The organism is Catenovulum agarivorans DS-2 (assembly GCF_000568405.1).
In the GTDB taxonomy this organism is placed as follows: Bacteria; Pseudomonadota; Gammaproteobacteria; order Enterobacterales; family Alteromonadaceae; genus Catenovulum; species Catenovulum agarivorans_A.
The window spans coordinates 77,213-97,598 of sequence record NZ_ARZY01000015.1 but is presented as its reverse complement, the minus strand read 5'-3'; the positions used below and the strand labels follow the sequence as shown (position 1 = coordinate 97,598).

General features: G+C 40.8%; 13 protein-coding genes. 9 read left to right on the top strand and 4 right to left on the bottom strand.

All coding sequences use genetic code 11. The annotated features are described in order from the left end of the window. Nucleotides 1-1,997 (bottom strand): DUF3857 domain-containing transglutaminase family protein (locus tag DS2_RS09510; RefSeq protein ID WP_035014507.1); only part of this gene is annotated, 1,997 nt, incomplete at its 3' end. 295 nt (nt 1,998-2,292) lie between these two features. On the opposite strand from DS2_RS09510, the gene dusB reads away from it, so the two are divergent. The 4 genes from dusB (at nt 2,293) to purD (ending at nt 6,559) form a co-directional block, all read left to right on the top strand. Continuing rightward, nucleotides 2,293-3,273, top strand: a complete 981-nt coding sequence (gene dusB / locus DS2_RS09505) for a tRNA dihydrouridine synthase DusB (RefSeq protein WP_035014515.1) — start codon at nt 2,293-2,295, stop codon at nt 3,271-3,273. Between the two features lies 1 nt (nt 3,274). Further along, the gene (fis, locus tag DS2_RS09500; protein ID WP_016954141.1) at nt 3,275-3,568 is read left to right on the top strand and encodes a DNA-binding transcriptional regulator Fis; all 294 of its coding nucleotides are present in this window, start codon (nt 3,275-3,277) and stop codon (nt 3,566-3,568) included. A 96-nt stretch (nt 3,569-3,664) separates the two neighbouring features. Next, entirely contained in the window at nt 3,665-5,251 is a 1,587-nt protein-coding gene (gene purH, locus DS2_RS09495) for a bifunctional phosphoribosylaminoimidazolecarboxamide formyltransferase/IMP cyclohydrolase (RefSeq protein ID WP_035014506.1), read from the top strand. A gap of 18 nt (nt 5,252-5,269) precedes the next feature. Beyond that, a complete protein-coding gene (purD, locus tag DS2_RS09490; protein ID WP_035014505.1) occupies nt 5,270-6,559 on the top strand; it encodes a phosphoribosylamine--glycine ligase in 1,290 nt (429 codons plus the stop codon). Nucleotides 6,560-6,877: 318 nt separating this feature from the next. On the opposite strand, the gene DS2_RS09485 is transcribed toward purD, so the two are convergent. Further along, nucleotides 6,878-9,496, bottom strand: coding sequence for a glycoside hydrolase family 3 protein (locus DS2_RS09485; RefSeq protein ID WP_035014504.1), 2,619 nt, complete (start codon nt 9,494-9,496; stop codon nt 6,878-6,880). A 467-nt stretch (nt 9,497-9,963) separates the two neighbouring features. Here DS2_RS09485 and DS2_RS09480 point away from each other — a divergent pair, with 467 nt between their 5' ends. Together DS2_RS09480 and DS2_RS09475 are read left to right on the top strand one after the other, a co-directional pair. Next, complete coding sequence (locus tag DS2_RS09480; protein WP_035014503.1) at nt 9,964-10,695, top strand: NUDIX hydrolase; 732 nt, start codon at nt 9,964-9,966, stop codon at nt 10,693-10,695. 74 nt (nt 10,696-10,769) lie between these two features. Next, the gene (locus DS2_RS09475) at nt 10,770-11,750 is read left to right on the top strand and encodes a hypothetical protein (RefSeq protein ID WP_035014502.1); all 981 of its coding nucleotides are present in this window, start codon (nt 10,770-10,772) and stop codon (nt 11,748-11,750) included. On the opposite strand, the gene glgX is transcribed toward DS2_RS09475, so the two are convergent. Beyond that, nucleotides 11,747-13,948: a glycogen debranching protein GlgX gene (gene glgX, locus DS2_RS09470; RefSeq protein WP_035014501.1), complete on the bottom strand. Its 2,202-nt coding sequence runs from the start codon at nt 13,946-13,948 to the stop codon at nt 11,747-11,749. The genes DS2_RS09475 and glgX overlap by 4 nt on opposite strands. A 304-nt stretch (nt 13,949-14,252) precedes the next feature. On the opposite strand from glgX, the gene DS2_RS09465 reads away from it, so the two are divergent. Continuing rightward, nucleotides 14,253-14,693: a transcriptional repressor gene (locus DS2_RS09465; protein ID WP_035014500.1), complete on the top strand. Its 441-nt coding sequence runs from the start codon at nt 14,253-14,255 to the stop codon at nt 14,691-14,693. 57 nt (nt 14,694-14,750) lie between these two features. Here DS2_RS09465 and DS2_RS09460 read toward each other — a convergent pair whose 3' ends face one another. Beyond that, a complete protein-coding gene (locus DS2_RS09460; RefSeq protein ID WP_035014499.1) occupies nt 14,751-16,283 on the bottom strand; it encodes a CYTH domain-containing protein in 1,533 nt (510 codons plus the stop codon). A 187-nt stretch (nt 16,284-16,470) separates the two neighbouring features. On the opposite strand from DS2_RS09460, the gene DS2_RS09455 reads away from it, so the two are divergent. Further along, nucleotides 16,471-17,073, top strand: a complete 603-nt coding sequence (locus tag DS2_RS09455) for a TIGR04211 family SH3 domain-containing protein (protein WP_035014498.1) — start codon at nt 16,471-16,473, stop codon at nt 17,071-17,073. 148 nt (nt 17,074-17,221) lie between these two features. Next, on the top strand, nt 17,222-20,386 hold the full coding sequence (gene putA, locus DS2_RS09450; protein WP_051479768.1) for a bifunctional proline dehydrogenase/L-glutamate gamma-semialdehyde dehydrogenase PutA: 3,165 nt from the start codon (nt 17,222-17,224) through the stop codon (nt 20,384-20,386).

The following is a 20,386-nucleotide window of genomic DNA, read 5'->3' as shown; positions in this document are numbered from 1 at the left end:
TAGGCTGACACAGATTTTCGAACGCCCTCGTGAGTTGACTTATAAATGCTATAACTTTGGTAGTCTTCAACTCTCTTTAATGCAGCTAAGTATTCATCATACTGTTGTGCGTCAACATGACTAGCATTCGCCTGATATTGATACGTTATCTTGAGCTGTTTGGCAGATTGACGCCATTCAACATTATATGTGAAATCAAAAAAATCATTCTTTTCTGTAAACTTTTCATCGTCGAAATGCCAATCATCTGTTGCGAAATTAACCACATGTTGGTGCTTTACCTTTATTGGATAAGTTAATTCAAGCGGATACTTTCTGCTAGATTCTTCGGGAATGTTTAAATAAGATGCAACACTACTGGTATCAAAATAGCCTGACATAGAGTTATCATTTTCCTGCCAGAATTGCTCTAGCTGATACTTTTCTTGCAAGCGAAATTGGTTCGATTGTTTGTTATCAATAACCTTTAATTCAGCCATAGAAGTGGTTTTGCCAAACTCTCCAACATAATAGTCTAAATACGATTTGCTCACATGAGCTATACCGTCTGAGTCGAGTTTTCTGCGTTGCTGCGCCGCTTTCCAACCGGTATAAATAGTATCCACTTCAAGTTTCACTGGCACTTGATAACTTTCATCTAAAGTAAAAGTTTCCATCATTTCAATGCCACTAAAGTTATCCTGCTGGCGCATAGACTCTAGTGTCGATGCACCTTCAGCAACAACCAAAGCGAATGCATAATCAGGTTGATAGATTTCATCAATGCTACCAAATTGGTAACTACGTGTAGGGTCTAGCCAGTATGTAACGCCTTCCAACTCTACCTTGGCAATGACATGATCAAATGAGTATACGGCTGGTAAACGTTGCGCTATTGTTTGTTGTTTTTCGGTATGAACGAGCGCTGGCCATGCATTAATGTTAAGCGCTTGTAATAACGCAACCAACAGCACAGTTTTATCTTTACAGTCGCCATAGCGGCGCGCCAATGTTTCACTCGGCAATGATGGAAGATGAGAATTCACTCCAAATTCAATTCCAACATAACGAATTTCATTCTGAACAAATTGCAAAGCAGCTGAAATTCGCTGTTTTTGTGTTGGTAACTTGGCAAAGTCTTTGGCTAAGGCACTAACCTCTGGTGAAGCGACTATTTTCTGTCGGTATAAATCAACGGCCCAATCGGATATCCGCTGCCAGTTATTGCTATCTGAAAACTCAACTTTACGCCAAGGTGAATGCCAAACAGGTCGTTCATCTTCAGCAATAACCGGTGCAACCCGACTTTGATCAACCACAAAGATTTGACCTGCAGCAGAATCAACCTTGTTAACAACATTTGCAGCGTCATAAGTACTTTGGCTATCAAAAACTTGGAAATACAATGGCCGTTGTTCAAACCAATTTATTTGCACATATAAACGCTCAACAGGTACTGACCAACTTAGGTTTGTTGTGTATTGATAGTGGTTAGAATATACAGGGTTTTGCCCGATTGTACTGAAGCTATATTCAATCGTATCGCCAACACGTAAATCACTTAATAAAACATTTAAGTTTTTTTGTTGGTTATAAATTTGCGATTCAAGCTCTCGTTCAATGTCCAAAAGTTGAAACTGAGCAGTATCAATTCTATTTTGTGTTTCGCCTTCCCTATAAACATTAAGTTTGTGAAAAGCCAAATCCTCATAACTCGGGTCATGCGTTATATTAATCTGTGAAAACTCATCAATGCCTTGCTGATTGACAATAGTCGCAACATAACGGCGGTAAGAATGAAATTGATTATTTTCAACATGCTCTTGTTTGTCGACTAACAGATAATAAATACCATCTTGCACTTGCTCTGTTGGGACTGTGTGTTCAAAAGGGATATCAGGGTGGGCGACCCAGCTTGGCGCATCGGAAAACTGTTCAAAACTAAAAGCGCTCATTGAAAAAGCACAAACAAAAAAAGATAGAACGAAAGACATCCATTTAGTTAGACAACCTTCCATAGAGACAACTCCTAAATTATTGTTTTAATAGCCGCATATAATAAACGATTTAACCAATTACCGGTTAAAAATTTGTATCAGGGCTACTTTCCTCGATCACATATTCACCTTAGTTATAAATAAAATTTACAAATTTAGATCAACCATGGCAGTTTTTTTAAGGATAAATGTGCTGCGATATCTTGACATTTAAAAATTTTAAATTGTTTAAAAAATAAGCTTTCCAAGGCGATAAAAAATCCGTAAACTAGCCGCCCTTTTTCAGGTGGTCGTGTTTTAACCAAGTTAGTTTATGTTGAAAATTGGTCCATACACTATAGATAACCCAGTATTTTTAGCGCCGATGGCTGGGGTGACGGATCAACCATTTCGCCATATATGCCAGGCCATGGGGGCTGGGTTAACAACAGGTGAAATGCAGTCAAGTAACCCAGAGGTTTGGGATACAGACAAGTCAAAAGCACGCATGGATTTAACCAACGAACGAGGTATTCGTTCTGTGCAAATAGCAGGCTGCGAGCCTGAATTATTGGCACAAGCTGCGCAGTTTAATGTCGAAAATGGCGCGCAAATTATCGACATTAATATGGGCTGCCCAGCTAAAAAGGTCAACAAAAAACTAGCAGGCTCTGCATTGTTGCAAGACCCAGAATTAGTCCAACGTATATTGCGTACTGTGGTTAATTCGGTGAATGTACCTGTTACGTTGAAAATTAGAACCGGTTGGTCGCCTGAAAATAGAAATGGAATTGAAATTGCAAAAATTGCTGAAGGTGAAGGCATTCAAGCATTGGCTATTCATGGCCGTACGCGCGAGTGTTTATTTAAAGGCGAAGCTGAATACGCCACCATAGCGGCAATTAAACAAAAGGTTAGTATTCCAATTATTGCCAATGGTGACATCACCACGGCAGCAAAGGCACTAACAGTAAAAAATTTTACCGGCGCCGATGCCATTATGGTTGGCCGCGGCGCTCAGGGCAATCCTTGGTTAATTCAAGAAATTGTCCATTTATTAAGATATGGCAAGATGCCAGCAGGTCCTCAACTAGCTGAAATTGCAGACACTGTAATTCAGCATGTTAAAGACATTCATATTTTTTACGGTGACCAGAAAGGATATCGCCTCGCCCGCAAACATGTGAGCTGGTACTTAAATCATATCCCAGATAGTAAAAGCTATCGCCGTGCATTCAATGCTATCGAAGGTGCTACTGGGCAAATTGACAGCCTAGTTGAATTTTTTGACAAACTTTTAAAAGAGAAGAGTAGTTAATATGTTCGAACAAAATGTTTCTCCTGAATTAGTGACTGGTACAGTAACCGCAACTCAAGAACAAACTCAAAAGCCATTACGTGCATCTGTTAAGCAAGCTGTGACCAACTACTTGTCTCAACTTAACGGACAAGATATCGACAACTTTTACGATATCGTTTTATCTGAGGTTGAAGCGCCTTTATTAGAAGAAGTGATGTTATACACTCGTGGTAACCAAACACGTGCTGCAAACATGTTAGGTATCAACCGTGGTACTTTACGTAAAAAATTAAAAAAATACGGCATGAACTAAGCCATATTTTTGTTGAATGAAAAAGCACCTAAGGGTGCTTTTTCCATTTTGATACTAGACTAATCTCACTATTAATTTTTCAAGGTTATACAAATAATGGATCAGCCTCGCCCAATTAAGCGCGCGCTTATTAGCGTTTCAGACAAAACTGGTATTGTAGAATTTGCTCAAGCATTATCTGCAGCTGGTGTTGAAATTCTATCTACTGGTGGTACGTTTAAATTGTTGCAAAACAACAATGTTCCTGCCGTTGAAGTTTCTGACTACACAGGTTTCCCTGAAATGATGGACGGCCGTGTAAAAACATTACACCCTAAAGTGCATGGTGGTATTTTAGGCCGTCGTGGTCAAGACGATGCTGTAATGGCAGAGCATGGCATTCAAGGTATAGATATGGTTGTAGTAAACCTATATCCATTTGCCAACACTGTTGCTAAGCCTGATTGCACATTAGAAGATGCAATTGAGAACATTGATATCGGTGGTCCAACTATGGTTCGCTCTGCGGCGAAAAACCATAAAGACGTGACTATTGTAGTTAACGCGTCTGACTACGACCGCGTTTTAGCTGAAATGAATGGCAATGCCAATTCATTAAGCTACCAGACTCGCTTCGACTTAGCGATTGCTGCGTTTGAGCACACTGCAGCTTACGACGGTATGATTGCAAACTACTTTGGTAAATTAGTACCTGATTACCACGGTGAAAAAGCTGAAGATAGCCAATTCCCACGTACTTTCAACAGCCAATTTATTAAAAAGCAAGATTTGCGTTATGGTGAAAACAGCCATCAACAAGCGGCTTTTTATGTTGAAAAGAACCTTGAAGAAGCGTCTGTTTCAAGCGCGACCCAAATTCAAGGTAAAGCACTTTCTTACAATAACATTGCGGATACAGATGCAGCACTTGAGTGTGTAAAAGAATTCACACAACCTGCTTGTGTTATTGTTAAACACGCAAACCCTTGTGGTGTTGCTTTAGGTGCAAACCTATTAGAAGCATACGACAAAGCATATCAAACAGATCCAACTTCTGCTTTTGGTGGCATTATTGCATTCAACCAAGAATTAGACGCTGAAACTGCACAAGCAATTATCGACCGTCAATTTGTTGAAGTGATTATTGCACCTAAAGTTTCTCAAGCTGCAATCGAAGTTGTATCTGCTAAACAAAACGTACGTTTATTAGTATGTGGTGAGTGGTCTGCTCAAACCACAGGTTACGACTACAAGCGCGTAAACGGTGGTTTATTGGTACAAGACCGCGACCAAGGTATGGTTGAACAAGCAGATCTTAAAGTAGTTTCTAAGCGTCAACCAACTGAAGCTGAATTAACTGACTTATTATTCTGCTGGAAAGTGGCTAAATACGTTAAATCTAACGCGATTGTTTACTGTAAAGGCAACCAAACTATCGGTGTTGGCGCAGGCCAAATGAGCCGTGTATACAGTGCAAAAATTGCTGGTATTAAAGCAGCTGACGAGAACTTAGAAGTTGCAGGTTCAGTGATGGCATCTGATGCATTCTTCCCATTCCGTGACGGTATTGACGCAGCGGCAGCAGCAGGTATCACTGCAGTTATTCAGCCTGGCGGTTCAATGCGTGATGAAGAAGTTATTGCAGCAGCTGACGAACATGGCATGGCTATGGTCTTCACTGGTATGCGTCATTTCAGACACTAAGCACAAAGGAATATTTAAATGAAAGTATTAGTAATTGGTGGCGGCGGCCGCGAACATGCACTAGCGTGGAAAGCTGCACAATCTCCTAAAGTTGAACAAGTTTTTGTTGCACCGGGTAATGCAGGCACTGAGTTAGAGTCAAAATTAACCAATGTTTCAATTGCGGTTGAAGACATCAAAGCTTTAGTGGCTTTTGCACAAGACAATGACGTTGAGCTAACGATTGTTGGCCCTGAAGCACCATTAGTTATTGGTGTAGTAGATGCTTTCCGTGAAGCTGGTTTAAAAGTATTTGGTCCAACTGAAAAAGCAGCTCAGTTAGAAGGTTCTAAATCTTTCACTAAAGACTTTTTAGCACGCCACAATATTCCGACAGCTGAATATCAAACTTTCACTGATATGGAGCAAGCGTTAGCTTATTTAGATAAAGTTGGTGCGCCAATTGTTATCAAAGCAGACGGTTTGTGTGCGGGTAAAGGTGTAATTGTTGCAATGGAGCTTGAAGAAGCTAAAGCAGCGGTTAAAGATATGCTTGCGGGTAACGCTTTCGGTGATGCGGGTAACCGTGTTGTTATCGAAGAGTTTTTAACTGGTGAAGAAGCTAGCTTTATTGTGATGGTTGACGGCAAAAACGTGCTACCTATGGCTACTAGCCAAGATCACAAACGTGCATTAAACGGTGACAAAGGTCCAAACACGGGTGGTATGGGTGCATACTCCCCAGCGCCAGTTGTAACGGATGAAGTTTATCAACGCATTATGGATCAAGTTATTTTGCCAACGGTTGAAGGCATGGCAAAAGAAGATAACGAATACACTGGTTTCTTATACGCGGGTTTAATGATCACTGAAGATGGTCAACCTAAAGTAATTGAATACAACTGTCGATTTGGCGATCCAGAAACTCAACCTATAATGTTGCGTATGCAGTCTGATTTAGTTGAGTTATGTATTGCGGGTGCTGAAGGTAAATTAGACCAAGCAACAGCTGAATTTGACCCGCGCGCTTCCGTTGGTGTGGTATTAGCTGCTGGCGGTTACCCTGCTAAATACAACAAAGGTGATGTAATTTCTGGTTTACCAAAAGAAGAAATTGCGGGCGAGAAAGTATTCCATGCGGGTACTGACATGCAAAACGGTAAAGTTGTCACTAACGGTGGCCGCGTATTATGTGCGACTGCGTTAGGTAACAGCGTGACTGAAGCACAGCAACGTGCTTATGCATTAGTTAAACAAATTCAGTGGCAAGATGTTCAATATCGTGACGATATTGCTTATCGAGCAATAGAGCGTGAACAAGCTAAATAATTAACTTTTAGTTATTTGATGCTGCAAAAGCCGAATCGAAAGATTCGGCTTTTTTGTTTGTGCACAACAACGCACTAAGCAAAGTGCTAGAGCGATAACTTAGAGCAAAATGTACTTTTCATGGGCGATTGAAGACCGAAGCACAGCTTCGCAGCTGAAAGAGGTGGAGTCAGGGATGACGACAGGGGCTCTCCTTCAAGGATGAACAGACGACATTGATTTATAAAATATGATAAACGTTTTTGCGAAAGTTATGCTCTAGTGATTTGCGTCTATAGTGCACTGAAAAATTCGCATCCCTGCGATTCGTCTATATAACTAGTTACACACGCTAAATTGTGCTTTTTTGCCATCCGTTTTTTGAATAGCCAGGTTCGATACAGCTAAACCTAATTCACCCGCGGTTTGTAATTTCCATGCAGTTTTAACCGAGCTCACTTTATCAGTACCCGCTAAACAACTTACATCGACAGATACATTAACCCAGTGGCCAACTTTTTGCTGATTAACAAAGTCAGTGATATCCACTTCGCCTGCACAACCAGTTTGCTCTGCTTGGCAGAATAACCCCATGGTTACTTTGTCACTCGCCGCTTTATCAATTCGTAAATCAAAATTAAATACACTATCAGCTTCAACAAATTCAGTCATATCTTGCTGGCCGTTGTAAGCTAACTTAGCCGATGCGTCAGCACCACCAGACCAAACAAACCGGCGAGCATCTTCTTGATACGCTAGATTGATGCCTTGTACCGTTAAATTATCACTATTTTCTGTGGTGCCAGCTGGGCCATTAACAATCACAGACCAATTTGTTTTGTCACCCAACACCCAATTTAATTCAGGGGCTAATTGGCGGTAGAAAAGTGCATAGCCCATATTAGTCGATTTTTGTAATTTAACGCGAGAGGTTTCATCCAATTTCGCCAGTTCAACTTTATCTTGATAAGTTAAACCAAAACCATAAGCAAATAGCGGATCGTAGTTTTCATCATGCGGGTTTAGTATCACTTGGTTGTCGTATTTTGGCCACGAGAATGACAGTTTACCTTTAAAGTCGTAATTAATATCACCATTGGCTTTGGCTAAAATTACATCAGCAACCCCTTGGCCCTCTGAGCCAGGTAACCAAGCCGCAACAAATGCATCCGACATATTGATTTCTTTATTCATCCACAAAGGGCGGCCGCTAATAAACACAGTTACAACAGGTATGCCATCGGCCTTTAGCTTTTTCAATAAAGCTAAATCTGCTTTATTTTGTTTTTGATATTCAATGTATTGGATATCACCAAACCACTCAGCGTACGGTGGCTCACCTATTACAACCACGGCTACATCAGGCTTAGTTTGGTAATTACCTGCCACATCAAACTCAACTTTACCACCCGCTTGTTCGATAGCATTTTTTAAACCCGCATAAACAGTTGTTGCACCAGGGAAGTCTTCATTAGTATTGTCAGTACCTTGCCAAGATACACTCCATCCACCTGCTTGTTTGGCCATATTGTCGGCTGCATCACCAGCTATTAAGATTTTTTGTTTAGGATTCAGCGGTAAAATTTGCTGATTGTTCTTCAATAAAACAAGCGATTCACGTACCGCTTGGCGGGCCAATTCTCTGTGTGGTTTTGCACCAAATACAGATAAATCATTGGCAAGAATACGTGTTGACGGCTTACCTTTTTCAAATAATCCCCAACGTACTTTGGCGCGTAAAAAACGGGTAACCGCATCATCAATACGCGACATTGGAATTTCACCACTTTTCACTTGTGCAACTGTATTGTGATAAAAAGCTTCATAATGCTCTGGCACCATTAATACGTCTACACCAGCGTTAATCGCGTTAGCGCATTGCTCTAAATCACAACCATCAACAAATTTATGCCCGTTCCAGTCTGAAACGACAAAACCGTCGAAGCCCATTTGCTCTTTTAATACATCAGTTAATAGGTATTTGTGCCCGTGCAGGCGCTTGCCTTTCCATGAATTAAATGATGCCATTACCGATTGAACACCAGCCTCAATAGCAGTGAAATAGCCAGCAGCGTGAATGTCGCGCATGGCTTCTTCACTGGCAATCGTATCACCGCGATCTATGCCATTTAATGTGCCGCCATCACCAACAAAATGTTTGGCTGTGGCGATTCGGCGATAACCTTGTAAAAAATCAACACCAATTTCACCTTGAATGCCTTCAACCATAGCAGTGGCATAAGCTTTAACAATTTCTGGTTTTTCAGAATAACTCTCGTAGGTACGCCCCCATCTGTCGTCTTGCACAACTGCAACCGTTGGCGCAAAACTCCACTCAATACCAGTCACCGCAACTTCTTTAGCAGTTGCATCACCAATTTTACGAATGTGTTCTGGGTTGTTCATTGCACCAAGGCCAATATTATGTGGGAATAAGGTGGTACCCGAAACATTACTATGCCCATGCATTGCATCAGTGCCCCAGATGGCTGGAATTTTACTGCCATCTAATGAGTCGTCGGTTGACGCTTCATACATTTCATCTGCAAATTTAAGCCACTCTTGTGGTGTTGCGGTTTTATTGCCATACGGAGCGGTATTACCACCATTTAAATATGAACCAAAGCCATATTTGCGCATTTGTTCTAGCGTTAAATAGCCAATTTCGGGCTGAATCATTTGCGCGACTTTTTGTTCAAGTGTCATGCTAGCTAAAATATCCGCAACTTGCTTTTCTACGGCCGGATCACGTTTTAGCTTGGTATTGGCATTTGGCCAATATACCTTAGCATCTCTGCCTTCCAATGAAAGCGCTTGCTTTTCAGTTGACGTAGTAGAACTTACAGTTTGATTAGCAGATTCACTGCAGGCACTTAGCAAGCCACTGGCTATAATAAATAACAAAATGTTAGTTGCTTGTGCTTTTAAAGCTAGTCGTCGTTCGCTTGTGCTAAACATAGCCTCACCTTTATTTGCATGTGTTGTTGAGTATTTAAACCCAAATAGCTTGGGTATAGATATAGAATGGCACACAAAACACACCAATGTAAACGTTTACTGCAAATGTTTTCTTAAAAACACCCTATATATACACTAAGACTATAACAATTTTTTTCAGACGACCGAGCGTAAACGAATAAAAAACCGACAATCATTCAATGATATATTTGACCGACAACCATTATTAATATAAAAATATATGGCATATATAAAACTAAAGTAACTGTTTTTCCTAAACATTAAATTTACATATAAAAATTAGCTAATAATTCTAAGGTCTTACCAGCCAATACACGTATACATTATGTGTTCTATTTTGGCTAAAAAGCGAGTAAACTCTAGTAAATCTAAATTGACGGTTTAACTTAGAATAGCTTTCAACCTGGTTATTTTTTGCTACTCAACATAATATTCATTAGAACAATATGACACACAATATAAACATGATGGCAGCTGAAATGGATAATGAAGAACAGCTACCTGAAAAATCGATGCCAAATATCTCAGTTGATAACTTGATATTTGCGATGCAAGATGGGCAACTAAAAGTTCTGTTGGTTAAATACAAACAAGGCTTAGCCGCTAATAAATGGGGTCTAATTGGCCATTGGGTTCATCAAGACGAAAGTTTAGATGACGCGGCATCCAGAGTCATTTCAGCCACAACAGGCGTTGAAAATTTCCACTTAGACCAACTGGGCGCTTTTGGCAAGGTAGACCGCTATCCAGGCCGAAGAATTATCACAGTTGTGTATTATGCGCTGGTTCGTTTTGATGAAGCTAATATCCATCAGGGTGAAAACACTCATGAAGTTGCATGGTTTAATGTACACGATGTACCAGAGCTGATTTTTGACCACAAAGATATATTGAACAAGTGTTTAGGGCAGCTTAAATACAAAGTAAGGCACGAGCCGATTGGTTTTAGCTTATTACCAGAGAAGTTTACTTTATTGCAATTGCAGGAAATATACGAAGCCATTTTAGATAAGAAGCTAGATAAACCAAATTTTCGCCGGAAAATTCAAAAGATGAACCTTTTGATCAACTGCAAAGAAAAGCAAACTGCGGTCGCACACAGAGCCGCAACATTATACCGCTTTGATGTACACGTTTATGAAAAGCTCAAAGAGTTTGGGTTTAATTTTGAGTATTGAGCTAGTATTTAAAAGTATTCAACACAAATTGTAAAAGGGTGCGGTCGCACCCTTTTTGTTATTGAGAGCACGAAATGAAACTCGAACAACTCAGCTGTATTTATGCAAACAATAAACACAATGCCTTTACTGACTTAGTTTATTACCAAGGTAAGTTCTACTGTTGCTTTCGCCAAGCAAGCAACCATGTCAGTGCTGACGGTCGTATTATTATTTTAACGTCGAGCAATGCAACAAATTGGCAATCCAGTTGCACTATCTCACAACACTTAGCTGATTTGCGCGATCCAAAACTTTCCATTAATTCAAACAATCAATTGCAATTACTCTACTATCGAAAGCGCTTTAAACCAAAAGGTGGAATGCTGCGTAATATCGCAAATGAGAATTGCATCAGTGTCAGCACAAACGGTAAGAGCTTTTCACAACCACAAGTTGTTGGCGAAAACAACTGGTGGTTATGGCGCACCACCCCTACTAGACAACCACATATTCCTAGTTTAGGGGTGGCTTATAATCGAAGAGCCAACCAGGTAAAGCTGATGATGGGTGATACATATGGCCGATACTCTGTCTACCAACAAAACCTGTTTAGCCTAGCCAAAAACGGCAAAGGTTATCCAAACGAAAGTGATATGTTGTTTTTAGCAGATGGTACGGCCTATTGTGTACTCAGACGCGATGCGGACTCATTTACCGCACAGTTGGGTGTAGCAAAACCCCCATACAAACAATGGCAATGGTTTGATCTAGGTGAGTACCTAGGTGGACCTAAGCTACAACAGCTACCAGATGGCAGAATTATCCTTGCAGCGAGACGATTTTTACCTTGGCGTAAAAAATTCCGTCTAACCACATGGTTGTATGAACTAACTGCTCAGCGGCTTGGATTTAAGCTACAACCAATATTGGAGCTCCCTAGCGGTGGTGACAACAGTTACCCCGGAATTTGCTATCGACAAAACACTTTGTATGTGAGTTATTACTCGCAGCATCAACACAGAGCGCATGTACCACGTAGTGATATATACATGGCACATATTAACCTCGATTAACGACTCACAATCTCCATAGGCAAAGCTCGAGAATTAATCTTTTTCCGTCGAACTTGAGCTTTTTCTAACAATACAAATGAACGGCTAACCAATGCGTATTGATTTCCAGCTTGATAACGTGCTTTTTTCTGCTTTTGGCTCATGCTGTCGTATGCTGTATCAAACACAACTCGCCAACTGTATTCAGCCCCCAAGCTATTTGGCATGGTAAACTGAATATCACTTTCGCTGGCATTTAGTAAAATCACAAAGTCTGTATCTTCCAGAGGTTGCCCGCTTTCGTCTACGTCTTTAAGTGCTTTACCATGCAAGTGTAAACCTACATATTTGGTATGTGGATTTTGCCACTCTTCATCCAGCATTTCTTCGCCATTTTTAGCCAACCAAGTAATATCTTTTGCTTCGCTGCCTCGAACAGCGTGGCCTTGAAAAAAATGTCGTTGATGAAAAATAGCGTGATGTTGGCGAATTCTCAGGAGTGTTTGGCAAAACTCTAACAATGACGCTTTATCTTTCGAACTGCGCCAATTAAACCAACTAATTTGGTTGTCTTGGCAATACGCATTGTTGTTACCTTGTTGGGTTCGGCCAAATTCATCACCTGCCGTTATCATAGGTACACCTTGCGATAGTAACAAGGTGGCGAGTAAATTGCGTTTTTGCTTGCGCCGCTGCGCATTAATTCTTGCGCTATGGGTTTCGCCTTCTTTGCCCATGTTCCAGCTTAAATTATGGTTGTCACCATCTTGGTTATTTTCTCCATTTGCCAAATTATGTTTATCATTAAAGGTTACTAAGTCATGCAGGGTAAAACCGTCGTGTGCTGTGATAAAATTGATACTAGCGTAGGGCCTGCGCCCATTGTGTTGGTATAAATCACTGGAACCAGTTAAACGATAAGCCAGCTCGCCGAGTTTGCCGTCATCGCCTTTCCAAAACGAACGCACACAGTCTCTGTACTTGCCATTCCATTCTGTCCAGCCGACAGGGAAATTACCAACCTGATATCCGCCCTCTCCAACATCCCAAGGCTCTGCAATAAGCTTAACCTGTGAAATAACCGGATCTTGATGAATAATATCGAAAAATGCACCTAACTTATCGACATCGTGAAGCTCTCTGGCCAATGCTGATGCTAAATCAAATCGAAAGCCATCGACATGCATCTCTTCAATCCAATAGCGCAAGCTATCCATTACCAACTGTAATACTTTTGGCGTCATCATGTTCAGGGTATTACCAGTGCCAGTATAATCCATGTAATACCTCGGCATACCGTCAACTAGTCGGTAATAGGCGGCATTATCAATGCCTTTAAATGACAACATGGGGCCTAAATGATTACCCTCGGCAGTATGGTTATAAACCACATCCAAAATCACTTCTAAACCAGCGGCATGAAAAGCTTGCACCATTTGCTTAAATTCTTTGACCGCATCTTTTTTTGCATACCGAGGATCTGGGGCGAAAAAATTGATTGAATTGTAGCCCCAATAATTGGTCAGTCCACGTTCAACTAAATGCCTGTCATTTAAAAAATAATGCACCGGCAATAATTCAATTGCGGTTACACCAAGCTGTTTAAGGTAAGCGATAACTTCAGGCTGAGCTAAACCTAAATAGGTACCACGTAAATATTTAGGTATTAATGGGTTTAACTGGGTAAAGCCTTTTACATGCAATTCATAAATCACGGTTTTGTGCCATGCTATTGCTGGTTTGTGATCATCCGCCCAGTCAAAGTTACTATCTATCACTTGGCTTTTTGGCATGTACGGTGCACTGTCTTGTGTATTGGCAACTAGATCTAACTGAGGATCACTTGCATCACCGACCTGATACGGAAAAATCGCATCATGCCAGTTAATATCGCCAGCTACCGCTCGAGCATACGGGTCAATTAACAGTTTATTTGGATTAAACCGTAAACCTTGTTCCGGTTGATAACAACCGTGAACTCGATAACCATATAATTGACCAGGTTTTAAATTAGGTAGATAAATATGCCAAACTTGATCGGTATGCTCAGTTAAAAAGTAACTGGCGGTCGCAGCATGTGTTTTAATATCAAATAGACATAGCTCTACTTGCTGAGCTGCTTGAGAAAATAGTGCAAAGTTGACTCCATTGCCATCCCATGTTGCACCTAAAGGATATGGTTTCCCAGGTAATATTTTACCTATGGCACGCTTAAGCATATGCAACCTCCTTGGTTCGCTGCTATAGCCTGCTACTAGTTGTAACCAGTTATTGTTACAAGATCAATAAAAATGGATAAATTTTGCTCTAAGTTATTGCTTCTATGCTTTTTCGCATCGTTGTAGTGGCAGCCCTGTTCCCATAATCCAATAATCACGCAAAATAAAAGTCGATTCGAAAGCTGATTTTCTAAAACTTCAAAAGCTAGCAGTAACAAACCTACAAGATATGCAAAACGGTGGTAATGAAAATGAAAACAAGTAAAATGATTAGCTTAGATAAACAAGCCACGTAACTATTATTATGCCAAATAAATTACTTGAACAAGCTCGTCTTGTTTGCCAGAAAAACGGTGTACGCTTTACACCTGTCCGAGAGCAGGTTTTTAGTTTATTGGCAGACGCTACTGGTTCAGTTGGTGCATACGAGTTACTCACGCAACTTCAACAAACAGACGCCAAAGCGAAACCCCCAACCATATACCGTGCACTTGAATTTTTAATCGACCAAGGCTTTGTCCACAAAGTTGAATCGCAAAATGCGTATGTATTGTGCAGTCACTTTTCTGAACATCACAAAGCGCAGTTATTGATTTGCGATAGCTGTGGGTTGGTTGAAGAAATTGAAAATCAAACCATATATACCGCACTCAGCAATGCGGCGCATAAAACAGGTTTTACAATATTAAAACCAACCATAGAAGCACATGGTTTGTGCGCAAAATGCGCCGAAGAAAATCCGTGAGCCCGAATAGATGGGTCAAGTTATTAAAACTGCCCACCTAGCCAAGCTAAAGTTTGTTTAATGCCAATAAGGCTCCATTCTTAACGCCGACTGTCGCGACTGCTCCATAATATTCACTAAGCTATTAATTTTGGCATCGGCCCACACTTCCAATTCAGGTCGATTTTCTTCTGGGTACAGTTCAATACACAACTTAAAAGTAAATAAGGTTTTTAAGTCAGCTATCCCTTGCATAATATCTAACCAAGGAGCTCGGAAGTCTAATCTTTCCTCTTCGGCAAACAAACTCCCCATACACACACCAGTTAACAAAGCTCGTCCTATTGAGCGCTCCATCTGTATATAATCCGTTGCAGAATAGCTCGCTTTTAAGGGCATTAGGCGTTGGATTTTAATCCAACTATTTTGGTTTAACTGCCGAGCCACACCACAAATGTTTTGCTGTAAAGCTTGCTCATCAATTTCAGAATAACAACGCCAACCTCGCTCTGTTAACCATAACATAAGCTTTAATATCAAAGCATTGTAGCGAGCACTATAAAATAGAGCTTGAGCACGTGCTACACAGTCTTCAACTACGACTTTTTGCTCCAAGTAACTCAATAGTTTTTCATCGTCGGCAACTTTTTTTCGGAACTGACCTTTTTTTGAAGTGAGTTGTTTGACGTGTAATGCATAATCAAGCCAATCAAACTGTTTACTTAACCATTTAAGTTCTTTGCGTATTTCTGTCGACGCTTTTTTCGGGATATGGTTTCTGAACAACCAAAAGGTATGCCTGACCAACCAAACACCCCGCTGTACATGGCGAACGGCTTTTAAATCACCTTGATTGGCAAACAACTCTTCATGATATTGCCAATACCCTAAGCCATGTTGAATACTATTGGAAAAAGCTTGTTCAACATCCATATCCGCAGTCAAATCAACCACACCTAAGTTTGGTTTAATTTGATTGGTTTGATTTAAGAATAATCGGTAACCTCTTGCTGCTTTACTATCGTTTGATAGTCGCAGCGGCAATTTGTCTGTTAGCTTATGCGCCAATGCAAACAGCGCGCGCATGTCTCCATCAATTAACTCAATTTCAATTTCATGAATCGCGACTTTATTTCCTTGAGCATCCACCTCACCTAAGTCATAAACAACTTCGATTTGGCACTGTTCAATTTGAATACGCCATTTATGGCGAACAAACTCGGTTGAAAATAATGCAATTAAATTTTCTTGAGCGTCTTGCCAATCAAATTGCTCAGGCCATGCTTGTGCAGGAAACAAAGATAAGTCAGGATGACGCTGCTCAATAGCAATATTGTATTCTGGCCGCTTGTGCAAACCACCAACACAGATACCTGCGGTTTTTAGTGTTTGTTCAGCTTGATTGTCGACCGAGCGAATGCGTAAACCACAATCAAATGCTCGCAACGTTTGCTCTGGTGTATCAAAATAAATATTTGACAAATGCTTTTGGCTATACCCTTGGTTTTGTAACCAAGGTTCAACAAGGGCTTTAATTTGAGTGAGTACAGACTCACTGTCTTGCTCAGTTTCACTTGCAACAGCAAACTTAAGCTCTATCTCAGTTTCCATAAAGGCGACACAGTTCGCGAATTATTGATAAAAAAGTGAAAATACCCGACCTGTTGATGGAGTTCAAGTATTCTTTAAGCTTTGTACAGCACAGCCGATTAAAGTATAGTTGCGGGTAAGTTTTGCAAAACCTAATATTATTAAAGCGCAGGGATAAGAACTATATCCAGCCACATTGGAGTCATTAATGAAGTTACGCATACTCTCAGCCTGCTTATTGTTGCTTTCAACTTGGTCAACAACAGCAGTCGCCGAACAAACAGCCTATGTTTCTGACCAGCTTACCATATTCGTTCACACCGGCCCCACCCGTAATTATCGTATCGTTGGCACTATCGAAGCTGGTACACCAATTACTGTAGTTGAAAAGTCGGAAGATGGTAGTTTTAGTAAAGTTGAATACGATGATAAAACGGGCTGGGTTGAAACTCAGTATCTAAGCAATGAGCAGAGTTTGAAACAGAAATATGTTCAAACTCAGCAAGCATTAGACCAAGCATCTGCAGAATTGGCGGAAGTATCCAGTAAGTTGAATACCCAACAAAGCGAAAAAATGTTGTTGGAAAGCCAATTGGAACGTCAACAACAAACCAATGCCAAACTAGAAGCATCCCTCCAAAATTACCAAACACAATTGGCTCAGCTGCAACAAAGTGATGCAGAAACACAAGAAAAAGTAAAAATGGACTGGTTAATCAAAGGTGGCATATTATCTTTGGGTAGCTTGATCGTCGGATATATTTTAGCCATGATGCCAAGACGCAAAAAACGCAGTCCTGACTTCTTTTAATCTCTAACATTAAGCAGGCAATTATTGGTTTGCCTGCTTCCCCCCTACCAAGCTTTCAGCTGAAAAAACCTGCCGCTATTGGCTATATGGTCTATTCTTAACCCATGCAATTAACATGTATAGTCACGCTGTGTAGCTGAGGTTTGTTATGCAACTCACCCGACAAATATTCACCGCTCATTTGCCAGAGAATTTTGTTGACTTATATACACTCAAACAAGCTTTATATCAGTGCCATTTAATCGACGACCAATCCCTTGTTCCACAACTGCGCCAGTTACTTACAATAGAGTTCGATAAAAAGTCGCTCAAACATAGGCTGCAACAGAATCGTTTACAACTCAAAGCCGCGCCATTTTCCGCTGAATCTTTTTTCTCGCAGCTGGACTTATTTTCCGCCCAGGGCAGCACCTTGCTGCGCTTAGCGGAAGCATTACTTAGAATAAACGATACAAGCAGCGCAGTTAATTTAATTCAAGACAAACTAGATTATTGGCAACAGCAAAACCACCAACACCCACTCGAAAAGAACTCGCCTCACAACTTGGGTTCAGTTTTACATAACTTATTAGCGCTGAGTCATTATCTATTGGGCGTTTATCATGACTCTTCACCACATCAGCTCAATCAGTTATTGCACACAGGCATTAAACATATATCTGCGCCAGCAATCTATTTAGGCATGAAACAAAGCATGCAACATTTAGCACAACATTTTGTCTATGCAGAGGGCAATCAACTCGCACTAACACGCGCAAACCAATCAGACGATTTGTGCTCTTTTGACTGTTTAGGCGAAGCGGCTGTTGGTGAAAACGATGCTAAGAATTACTTTGGCCAATACCACGAGTTAATTCATAAACTCGCTGAAGATAAAACCAATCAACCACACGCAGTGTCGATAAAATTATCTGCTTTGCATGGCCGCTTTGGCAATAAACAGTACCCACTTACAAAAGATATTCTTGTTGAACGAGTGCTCACGCTAGCACTTGCAGCGCAAAAAGCCGATATTGCTTTGACCATAGATGCCGAAGAGGCAGATAAACTCATGGTGACATTAGATTTATTTGCCACAGTCCGAGCTCACCCTAAGTTACAGCAATGGCAAAAATTAGGCATTGCTGTACAAGCTTATTCTAAGCGTTCACTCATTGAGCTATTGTGGCTAAATGCGCTGGGTGATAAATATCAATGTTATATCCCAGTTCGCTTAGTCAAAGGCGCCTATTGGGATAGTGAAATTAAACTCGCTCAACAACAAGGTTTAGCCAATTACCCTGTATTTAGACAAAAACAACATACAGATTTAAACTATTTAGTCTGCGCCCAGTTTTTATTAAGTCCAGGTAATGCATGGTTGCAACCCCAATTCGCTGGACACAATATTGTGACTGTTAGCCAAATAGAACAGTTAATAGCCCAGAATCCTTTATGCGAACACCCAATTGAATGGCAAAAACTTTATGGCATGGGTAGTGTGTTTTTCAATCAATTTTGCCAAACTACCCGCTATCCGATTCGCCAATATGCACCCATTGGCAGCCATAAAACCGTCCTACCGTATTTGATACGACGCATATTGGAAAATGGAGCAAATCAGTCTTTCGTTCATCAAATAGCCAATGAAAATATCAGCTTAGAGCAAATTATCCGCAATAATACTGAGCTGGCCGACACACCCTCAAAGATTGCCAACCCACCAGACATTTTTGCCAATCGAAAAAACTCCCCCGGCATTGATTTAGCCGATTGTAACCAGCAAAGCCATTTAGACCAGGTACTAAACCGCCTACCAAAACACGATTTTTTTCAACCATTAGACCAATGGTTAAACGAGCAGAATATTTCAGCCAATAATCTATTGGATGCAAACCAACAACAAATTCAACAAGTATGCGCTCAATACGCGAAGCGTTTAGCCAAAGAAAGCGACTACGCAAAACTTTTCGTCACCGCCGAACAAGCACAGTTGCCTTGGCGCAATCATTTGGCTAAACGGGTCGAGGTCATCCAAAAATTAGCCGAGCAATTGATTTTACAGCAGCACAACCTGCTGTTTTTGTTAATTTACGAAGCCGGTAAAAACCGTCAGGATGCCCTAAATGAATGGCGAGAAGCACTCGACTTTTGCTACTACTACAGTGAACAAATAAAGCATTTTTATCCGCGCGAGCTTGAACATACCGCTGGTGAAAACAATACACTGTACTACCAAGCTAAAGGCACGTTTGTCTGCATTTCACCATGGAACTTTCCATTGGCTATATTTTTGGGCCAAATAGTCGCAGCTTTGATCACAGGTAATACAGTGATCGCCAAGCCAGCGCACAACACCCAACTGATTGGCCACTTTTGCCAAATTTTGTTAGAGCAAGCTGGACTACCACATGGTGTGTTACAACTGGTGACGGGCAGCAGCAAGGCCCTTGCTGAAAAGTTATTAAATTATCAGCCAAACTACCATGACAAAGGTTGTTATCTAGCTGGTGTGTGCTTTACTGGCTCAAACCACTCAGCAAAAACCATCCAACAACAACTGCACAGCCACCCACACACTGTCAAATTGATTGCGGAAACCGGCGGCATTAATATTATGCTGGCTGATGCAAGTGCCTTACTCGAACAAGTAATACGAGATGTTATTGAATCAGCATTCGCAAGTGCGGGGCAAAGATGCTCCGCGACCCGAGTACTGGTGGTCCATCAGAGCATTTACTCGGAAGTTAAAAACAAACTGATTCAAGCTATGGCTGAATTAACGGTTGATGAGCCCCAGTTGCAAACAACAGATGTAACTGCGCTAATTGATCAAAGTGCCAAGGATTCAGTCGAACAATATCTCAATTCAGACTTCATATCAGCTAGAATTATTTACCAGAGCAAAATTGCTAGTCGCTTTGCCCAGCAAACAGCAAATCACAACTTTGTACCACCGACCCTGATCGAGATAGAACAAATTTCTCAAATTCAACAAGAAGTATTCGCACCTGTATTACATATTTGTGCCTATCAAAACCACCATATGGTTTTAAAACAACTGCAAAACATCGGATATGGGTTAACTATGGCAGTACATACGCGCAACCAGCATTTATGGCAACAAATAGCTAAAGATGTTCAAGTTGGTAATGTCTATATTAACCGTAATCAAGTAGGTGCTGTGGTTGGTTGCCAAGCCTTTGGTGGCATGAATTTATCTGGAACAGGACCGAAAGCCGGTGGGCCTAATTATTTAGCAGCCTTCTTAAATGAAAAACTTGTTTGTGAAAATACCGCTGCCATTGGCGGGAGTTTGGATTTATATGATTAA

Excerpts from the sequence above, each read along its gene's own strand:
- putA (WP_051479768.1), top strand. The coding sequence starts at position 17,222 with ATGCAACTCACCCGACAAATATTCACCGCTCATTTGCCAGAGAATTTT.
- fis (WP_016954141.1), top strand. The coding sequence starts at position 3,275 with ATGTTCGAACAAAATGTTTCTCCTGAATTAGTGACTGGTACAGTAACC.
- DS2_RS09480 (WP_035014503.1), top strand. The coding sequence starts at position 9,964 with ATGACACACAATATAAACATGATGGCAGCTGAAATGGATAATGAAGAA.
- DS2_RS09460 (WP_035014499.1), bottom strand. The coding sequence starts at position 16,283 with ATGGAAACTGAGATAGAGCTTAAGTTTGCTGTTGCAAGTGAAACTGAG.
- DS2_RS09455 (WP_035014498.1), top strand. The coding sequence starts at position 16,471 with ATGAAGTTACGCATACTCTCAGCCTGCTTATTGTTGCTTTCAACTTGG.
- DS2_RS09475 (WP_035014502.1), top strand. The coding sequence starts at position 10,770 with ATGAAACTCGAACAACTCAGCTGTATTTATGCAAACAATAAACACAAT.
- DS2_RS09465 (WP_035014500.1), top strand. The coding sequence starts at position 14,253 with ATGCCAAATAAATTACTTGAACAAGCTCGTCTTGTTTGCCAGAAAAAC.
- purD (WP_035014505.1), top strand. The coding sequence starts at position 5,270 with ATGAAAGTATTAGTAATTGGTGGCGGCGGCCGCGAACATGCACTAGCG.
- DS2_RS09485 (WP_035014504.1), bottom strand. The coding sequence starts at position 9,496 with ATGTTTAGCACAAGCGAACGACGACTAGCTTTAAAAGCACAAGCAACT.
- purH (WP_035014506.1), top strand. The coding sequence starts at position 3,665 with ATGGATCAGCCTCGCCCAATTAAGCGCGCGCTTATTAGCGTTTCAGAC.
- glgX (WP_035014501.1), bottom strand. The coding sequence starts at position 13,948 with ATGCTTAAGCGTGCCATAGGTAAAATATTACCTGGGAAACCATATCCT.